Raw genomic sequence first — 9,308 nt, 5'->3', positions numbered from 1 at the left:
TAGTTAAATTTTTTCTTATTCCTTAAAGTAACCAAAATGAGCAAAGATTTTAAATTTATTCTATATTTTTGCGACCTATTATTGTATCTTTACTTAGTTATCTAATCTAACTAAAGTCGCTCAATAGTTTGTTTGTATTATCTACCAAAATAAATAATAACAATCTTACTTTAGGAGTAGGTTTAAGTTATGGGGTTTGTTGCTTAATGAAGTGATAAGTCAATCAAGCCATATCATCGGGTTGGAAAACAAGGATATATTGCTAATATTTTTCCCAAGGTTGTAAATTTTTTAATCTACTCAATTTAAGATTTCTAATTAGCTTGGAAAAAAACACTACATCTTCTCAAGTTTAACAAGTGAGTTCAGCATGACTCGTAATATCTATGCTTTACTGGTTGGTATTGATGAGTACCTCAATCCTATTCCTCCTTTAAAGGGCTGTATCAACGATATTTTAAATTTGAAAGAGTATTTCTTAGGGCGAATAACTCCCAAAGGTTACTCACTAAATTTACGCATACTTTTAAACCAAGATGCCACCCGTCAGGCAATTATGGACGGTTTCCGTCAACATTTGTGTCAAGCTCGTAGTGGAGATATTGTCTTTTTTTACTATTCAGGACATGGTAGTCAACAAGCAACACCTGAAGAATTTTGGACTTTAGAACCAGATCGGCTAGATGAAACTCTAGTGTGTTATGACAGCCGTGAACCTGGAGGTTGGGATTTAGCAGATAAAGAATTAGGGAAGCTAGTTGGTGAGGTAGCAAATAAAAACCCTCATATCGTGATTATCATGGACTGCTGCCATTCAGGTTCTGGTATTCGGGGCGATTTAGAAGTAGAAACATCTGTTCGTAAAGCACCCATTGATGACCGCCAGCGACCTTTAGAAAGCTTTATTTGTTCTGCGACAGAAGTTAATCAACTATTTAATTCCCGCAGTTTGGTAAAAAATTCTGCTGGTTGGATTTTACCTCCAGGAAAACATATCTTTTTTGCAGCTTGCCAAGATTACGAGGAAGCTAAAGAGTACATTGTAGATGGGCAACATCGGGGGGCATTTTCTTACTTTTTACTAGATACCTTAAGAAAAACCAATGGTAGTCTCAGTTATAGAGATTTGTTTAAACGCACTAATGCCTTAGTTCGTAGCAAAATTGCGGCTCAGTCTCCCCAAATCGAAGCAACAGTTGAGGGTGATTTAAACCAACCATTTCTAGGAGGAGCGATCGCAGCACATACTCCCTACTTTACAGTTAGTTATCACAAAAACCATACATGGGTAATTGATGGTGGATATATTCATGGAATTGGGCAACCATCTGGAGAAGAAACAACAATACTTGCATTGTTTCCCTTTAATCTCCCCTCCGCACAGTTACATCAATTATCAATGGCAATAGGTGAAGCTCAAGTCATTGAAGTCATGCCGCAATTGAGTAAAGTTCAAATTAGCGGTGTTACAGACTTAAATACAGAAATGACTTTCAAGGCTGTTGTTACTAGCCTACCTTTACCACCTAAAAAAATTTTAATTACTGGTGAAGATGTAGGAGTAGAATTAGCACGCACCGCGCTGCTGACGGCTGGGCCGCACAATCAACAATCTCTATACCTGCGGGAAGAGATAACACCGGAAACTGCCGAGTTTAAATTGCTGGCTCAAAATAATCAATATCTGATTACAAGACCAGCCGATGACCGTCCTTTAGTTGCCTCAATTTCAGGTTATACAAAGGCAACTGCTGGGCAGGCAATACAAAGATTAGAACATATTGCCCGTTGGACTAATATTTACGAACTTTCTAGTCCAGCTACCAGTAGAATTTCACCCGACGCAGTGCAAATACTGATTTATCAAGATGGGCAAGAGCGACAAGAAGCCGAGATACGTCTAGAGTATCAACAAGAAAATGGCAAATGGCAGCAACCTCATTTCCAAATTAAGTTAAAAAATACTGGTAATGAACCAGTGTATTGCACCCTCTTGAATTTAACAGATCGTTTTGCAGTCAGTGCTGATTTGTATGAAACAGGAGGAATTTGGTTACAGCCAAGTGGAAAGATAGGAGATGAAGTTTGGGCTTTGGGTGGTAGTTCAATTTATGCCGAAGTGCCGGAAAAATTATGGCGGGAACAAGGAATTACTGAAGTTAAAGATACGCTCAAATTAATTGTCAGCACTGCCGAATTTGATGCAACCTTGCTGACACAAGATGAGCTTGATTTACCTTCTCGTTCTACACCAACACCCCAACGAGGCCAAGGCACATTGAACCGTTTAATGAATAGGATTCCATCCCGCGACCTCAAAGCTAAACCCGAAGCGGAAATTTGCGACGACTGGGTAACAAGCCAAATCATGATCACAACTGTCCACCCACAAAACAGCACACCAATTCCCAGGGGACAAGACAGTGTATCTCTGGGGTCTGGTGTCAGGTTGCGATCGCATCCCAGTTTAAATGCTAATGTTAGGCTGACAACTGTCACCCAATCTACCAGGGATCTAGGTAATCATCTGTTGCCACCTCTGCTGATGGCTGATAATTCAGGAATCAAACCCTTCCAATTTACTGCTAGTCGGGGTTTTGATCCAGGTTTAACTGTGTTGGAGTTGAATCAGGTAAAAGACCCATCTGTTGTCACACCGGATCATCCTTTAAAACTAGTTGTTGATTCACCCTTAGAATCAGACGAATATCTCTTACCAATCAGCTATGATGGAGAGTTTTTTCTCCCTTTGGGACAAGCTTACAGTCTTGCTGATGGCACAACAGAAATAGTCTTGGAAAGGTTAACGGAACCTGTGAGTGAAGGAAAGCGTAGTCTTGGCGGTTCCATCCGCATTTTCTTTCACAAAATATTGTCTCAAAACCTGGGATTACAGTTTGATTACCCCATTTTAGCGGTTGCAGATGTTAACCCAGACGGTATAGTTAATTACACAAATGAAATCGAGCCAGTTAAGCAACGGGTAGCCCAAGCAAAGCGAATTATTCTCTACATCCACGGCATCATCGGCGATACTCAAAGCATGGTGGGGAGTATACAACGAGCAGAACTTACTGACTTATATGATTTAGTTCTCACCTTTGACTATGAAAGCCTCAACACCTCCATTGAAGAAAATGCCAAATTACTGAAGCAAAAACTTGCCGCAGTTGGTTTAGGAGAAAATCACGGAAAAATCTTACACATTGTCGCCCATGCAATGGGAGGCTTGGTTTCTCGTTGGTTGATTGAAAAAGAAGCAGGTGCTGGCATCGTGCAAAACTTAATTATGCTGGGTACACCAAATGCTGGCTTTCCTTGGGCTACTATCAAAGATTGGGCATTGGCTAGTTTAAGTATTGGGTTAAATGGTCTGTCAAGCATTACTTGGCCTGTACCAGTTCTGGGAATGTTGCTTAAGGCTATTACTAAATCTGTTGAGACAATTAAAACTATTAATGTTGCTTTAGATGAAATGCGTCCGGGTTCTCAATTCTTGCAAAGCTTGGCAGCTAGCCCTGACCCTGGTGTTCCTTACACGATTATTGCAGGTAATACATCAATTGTTCCCACCGCTATCAAACCAGAAGCTCATCAGCATTCTAGTCCTTTAGAGCGCCTAATGCAAAAGTTGTTTTATCAGACAGTGAGCTTACCTTTCTTTGGTCAACCAAACGACCTAGCTGCAACTGTATACAGTATCAAAAGTGTGAGTCAAGAACGTCAGCCTCCACCCCAAGTTTCAGAAGTTAGTTGTGATCATTTTACATATTTCAATTGTTCCGAAGGATTAGCCGCATTGGCGAATACTTGTAAGTCCTGCATTCAGGTTGATCATTTAGAGATGGCTATGGTTAGTCCTGTCAAGTCAGGAGATTATTTCACTATTCAACAGGATGGAGGAGAATCTCCTAGAAACAGACTTAGCACGCCTGTGTCGTCCTTTAATAGCATAAATTCACTTCCAGCTGAAGCCTATAGTCCCTTAATGATTAGCACTCTGAATACCGCTATCGGTAATTCATCAATGCGAAAAGGAAGACCTCAATGGTTAATTGCTGCGTTGCTGGGTGTATTAGCAGCAATAGCAATGATCGGATTGTGGCAATATCAACAATCTAATTACACAGAACCCCAAAATCAAAATCAACTCAATAAGTCCCTAAAAGATTGATTGAGTAGTCCACATCAAAAGGGGCTGATATCATGTCTGAGTTTTTGCATAATTTGGCAATTGTAATTGGAATTAACAATTACAGAAACGGGATTTCTCCACTTCAAAATGCTATTCATGATGCCAAAAAATTGGTACAGGTTCTGCGCGAACAGCATGGGTATCAGGTGTGGGTATGCTTGGATGAGGTAGCAACCCTCTCTAACCTGAATGAACTATTGTGGAAAACACTGCCAGAACAAGTACAATCAGATGACCGTTTATTGTTTTACTTTGCTGGTCATGGAATTGCCCTGAATGCTGATGATGGGCCAAAGGGTTATTTAATTCCCCAAGATGCCATCCTGGGAGAAACTCAAACTTACTTACCGATGACCCAGTTGCAAAAAGCTTTGGAAAAATTGCCTTGTCGCCATTTTTTGGGATTCCTTGATTGCTGTTTTGCTGGGACTTTTCGCTGGTCTAGTACCAGAGATTTGTTAACTGTGCCAGAGGTGATTCATCAAGAACGCTACGATCGCTTTATCTGTGACCCAGCATGGCAAGTGATTACTTCTGCTGCCTACGACCAAAAAGCTTTAGATGCTTATACACTCAATGCAGATTGCCGTGGTCAAGTTGGGGAGCATTCACCCTTTGCTGCCGCTTTGTTAGAAGCTCTCACAAAAGGAGTTGACTTATATCCTGCTACTCATGGTCAACCTTCAGGAGACGGGGTAATTACCGCTACCAAACTATACCTTTATCTGCGCGATCGCATTGAGCCGACTACTATCAAAGATCGTTTCCGACAAACCCCTGGTATTTGGCCCCTAAAGAAACACGATAAAGGAGAGTATATCTTTCTCACTCCTGGGCATATCTTAAATTTACCGCCAGCACCACCCCTAGACGAATCACTCAACCCCTATCGCGGTTTGGAATCCTTTGAGGAGGAAGACAGCGAACTGTTTTTTGGTAGACAAGCCTTGAGTGAAAAATTAGGCGAATTTGTCAGTAATCAGCCGCTAACTGTGGTGTTAGGGGCTTCTGGCACAGGTAAATCAAGTTTGGTAAAAGCGGGATTAATACCATACTTGCGAAGTCAGCAGCATTGGCAAATTCTCGGAATCATGCGTCCTGGGGAGTTTCCCTTAAACGCTTTAGAGAACACACTATCACGGGAAAGCCTGCTCGGCTGTTTAGCAGATAAAAGTCAGCTTTATCCTCAGTTAAAATTTTTGCTAGTAATTGACCAGATAGAAGAAGTGATCACCCTTTGCCGGAACGAGCAAGAACGGCAAATATTTTTGGATGTATTAGCCCAAGCTGTAGACCAATACGCAGATAATTTTCGTCTAGTAGTCACGTTGCGTTCAGATTTTGAACCTCAGTTGCGAAATTTTGCCTTAGAACCGTATTGGCAAACTAGCCGATTTATAGTGTCAGCAATGACGCGGGAGGAATTACGCTCTTGCATTGAAGAACCAGCATCAAAGAGAGTGATGTATTTTGAGCCGCACAGTCTGGTAGATGAGTTAATAGATGAAGTAGCACAAATGCCAGGTGCATTACCGCTACTTTCCTTTACCTTAAGTGAACTCTACCTCAAGTATTTAAAAGCTATTCGTGAAAGTAAACGACATAACCGAGCGATTACACAAGTAGATTATGAAGAATTGGGAGGAGTAATTCAAAGTCTCACCCAAAGAGCAGACTATGAATATGATCAGTTCGTCAAAAAAGATCCAGCCTACGCGCCAACAATTAGTCATGTGATGCTGCGTATGGTAGCAGTTGGTGCAGGTGAGTTGGCACGCAGACGAGTACCTTTATCAGAGATGGTGTACTCAGAACCAGAAAACGGACGGGTACAAGAGGTAATTCGAGGCTTTTCGGCAGCACGTCTGCTAGTTCAAGGACAAGATACTGGGGGTCAACCCTATGTAGAGCCTGCCCATGATGCCTTGGTGCGGGGATGGCAAAAGCTACTGGCTTGGAAACAAGATGAAGCAGAAAATTTAATGCTACAACGACAACTTACACCTGCTGCTGCTGAGTGGAAAAGGGTTCAAAGTAAGGAACGTTTATCAGGTTGGCAACACCAGCTAGAACCTGTTTTGAATTGGTTGGATAGTAGTTGCTACGTTGTAGAAAACTCGTTTGACAAAATCAATGCAGGTCTAGCAAGGTTATGGCGACGGACACAAAATCATGAGCAACAGCAACGTCAAGAAAAACAGGTACAGTTTCTTTGGAATGCTAATCCCTATCTCGATGTCTTGAATGAACAACTTAAATCCAATGAAAATTGGTTCAACCAGTTAGAAGCCGAGTTTGTACAGCGTAGCGTTGTGCAGAAACGCAAGAATATGGCTTGGCGATGGCGCATTGCGATCGCAGTTATGCTGGGGTTAAGTGGATTGACTTTTTACGCTCTGTTAAATTTAAGAGATGCCCAAATTGCCCAAATCAGGACGTTTAGAGAAAACGCAGAATTAGATTTGCGAACTCCACAATTAGATGGGATGATTGCCAGCTTACGAGCAGGAACACTTCTCAATCAACCCTTGGTACAGTTATTCCAGCCAGAACAGCTAAAAACTCAGGTGCAAGGAACATTACAAAAGGCAGTCTATACAGTCAAAGAGCGCAACCGTATCGCAGGGCATCAAGGCACTGTCAGAAGCACTTTTAGCCCAGATGGACAGTTACTGGCAAGCGCCGGAGAGGACGGTATTGTTCGCTTGTGGAACTTACAAGGTCAGGAGCAAGCTGTATGGAAGACAAATCCAGTCAGATACGTCGATTTTAGCCCAGATGGGCAGCTACTGGTCACAGCAGGAGAGGACGGCATTGGTCGCTTATGGAACTTACGGGGTCAACTGTTAGCAGAATTGAAAGGGCATCAAAGTCGAGTTAGGAGTATCCGTTTTAGCCCAGATGGCCAGCTCATCGCTAGCGGTGGCGATGACGATACAATCCGCATTTGGAACTTACAAGGTCAGCAGTTGCGAGGATGGAAAGCAAATCAAAACTCGGTCAATAGCGTCAGTTTTAGCCCCAATCAGCAGATGCTAGCGACAGGCGGAAAAAATAGTACTATCAGCCTATGGAACTTGCAGGGTAAGCTGTTGAAAAAACCTTTTACAGGACATCAACAGCCTGTCAGCAGTGTCAGTTTTAGCCCAAATGGTCAGTTAATAGTTAGTGGTGGGCAAGACAGAACTGTTCGCCTGTGGAACTTGCAGGGTAAGGCGTTGGGAAAACCTTTTACAGGGCATCAAGGCCGAATCTGGTGTGCAATGTGGAGTCCAGATAGTAAACAAGTAGCTAGTGCAGCCGGAGATGGTACTGTCCGTTTATGGAACTTGCAGGGTAAGGCGTTGAAGCAATTTTCTGGGCATCAAGGCCCAGTTAGAAGTGTCAGGTTTAGCCCAGATGGTCAACTACTAACTAGCGGCGGAGATGATAAAACCGTCCGTGTGTGGAACTTGCATCATCAGCAGGTGAAAGAATTACAAGGATCTCAAAAGCGAGTTCTCAGCATTAATTTCAGCCCGGATGGTCAACAGGTCGCCACAGGAGGAGATGACGGCATCATCCGTATTTGGAACTTAAAGGGTCAAAAGTTGCGAAACTGGATTGCACATAATGGTAAACGAGTCCACAGCATTACTTTTAGTCCCAATGGTCAGTTTATGGCTAGTGCTGGAGATGATAGCAATGTCCATCTGTGGAACTTGCATGGTCAGCATTTGACAGCATTATCAATGGCAGAATCTCCTGGTTATCCAGAGCATATATGCGACGCTAGTTTTAGTCCAGACAGCACATTAGTGGCTAGTGTGGGCGAAAACGGTGTTGTTATGGTGTGGGATTGGCGCAAGCACCGGCAACTGGCAAAATTCCGTATGGATAAATTCCCCAGAAAAAAACATTTTTGCAAAGTCACTTTCAGCCCAGATAATCAGCTATTGGCTAGTGCCGGAAATGACGGGATTATTCGTGTGTGGAACTGGCAAAAGCAGCAATTGTTCGCAGAAATTCCAGGTCATCTAGGCCCTGTCTATAGTGTGGCATTCAGTCCAGATAGCAAACGACTAGTTAGTGCTGGAGATGACGGTACTATGAGGTTATGGAATTTGCAGGGCAAACCACAACCATTTCAGGAATTTGTGGTGGCTGTGAACTTTGGTGCAGCAGTGAACTCAGTAGTATTCAGCCCCGATGGCAAGATGATTATCACTGGTGATCAAAAAGGTAACGTGCAATTGTGGAACTGGCAAAATAAGGAACAGTTCGCCGCTTGGAAAGCACATCAAGGCGAAGTCAGGAACGTCAGTTTTAGCCAAAATGGTAAAATGCTGGCTAGTGCTGGAGATGACAGTACGGCTAAGTTGTGGTGGATTCAATCTTTCGATAATTTGATGCAGCAGGCGCGCCAGGAAGTGCAGGATTATCAAAACAATATACAGCGATCGCATAGTGTACCGTAAAAAATCACTACAGACATTAAGTTGCTAAGAAAAACCCAGAAAGCGACTGTCCGATTATGGCGGCTATAAAAGGACAGTTAGTTCACTTACCCAAGATTTGTAAACATTTTCAACAATTCACCTCAGTACCAAGATTGAGAAGCATTCTAGTGACACGCTAGCCAGATTTTCCCTAAAGTCACATACAATTTTGGGTGTTAGTTCCACACTGCTTCTAGGCGATCGCGATCAAGATGGTAAATAATCCTCAGTTTGACAACCTACCACCAATCAAGTTGAGCCACATACAGGATCAAGCACCATCAACCCTACAGGGAGAATCTAGAAGCAGGGCAGGAAAAATAGCTGCACCCACTGATATCCGGTGGGTAAAAGTTCTGGAATTTTTACGCAGCAACAATCTCGCACCCAACAGCCGCAAGCTTTATGAACGCGAACTCAAAAGGTTTTTGGCTTGGAGTGAGCTACATTATCATGAACTGCGTCCACGTCACCTTGCGCTATATAAAGAATATCTCCGTGATGAAATACGGACTGATGCAGGTAAACCACTTTCAAAAAGCAGCATCAATGCGGGAATTGCGGCACTCAAAAGCTTTTTCAAATGGATGTGTTACACGTATCCTGAAATTATTGCTACTAATCCTACACTGGGG

Annotated in this window: 3 protein-coding genes; all 3 read left to right on the top strand. The window is 42.7% G+C overall.

The annotated features are described in order from the left end of the window. Nucleotides 1-370 precede the first annotated feature (370 nt). A complete protein-coding gene (locus tag G1O98_RS33830) occupies nucleotides 371-4,174 on the top strand; it encodes a caspase family protein (RefSeq protein WP_163937875.1) in 3,804 nt (1,267 codons plus the stop codon). 32 nt (nucleotides 4,175-4,206) lie between these two features. Next, nucleotides 4,207-8,652, top strand: coding sequence for a caspase family protein (locus G1O98_RS33825; RefSeq protein ID WP_163937872.1), 4,446 nt, complete (start codon nucleotides 4,207-4,209; stop codon nucleotides 8,650-8,652). Nucleotides 8,653-8,885: 233 nt separating this feature from the next. Then, the coding region (locus G1O98_RS33820; protein ID WP_163937869.1) for a phage integrase N-terminal SAM-like domain-containing protein at nucleotides 8,886-9,308 on the top strand (423 nt) is incomplete at its 3' end.

Source organism: Nostoc sp. UIC 10630 (assembly GCF_010747425.1).
GTDB lineage: Bacteria > Cyanobacteriota > Cyanobacteriia > Cyanobacteriales > Nostocaceae > Nostoc.
The sequence above is the reverse complement of the archived record's forward strand: the minus strand, read 5'-3'. Positions and strand labels throughout refer to the sequence as shown.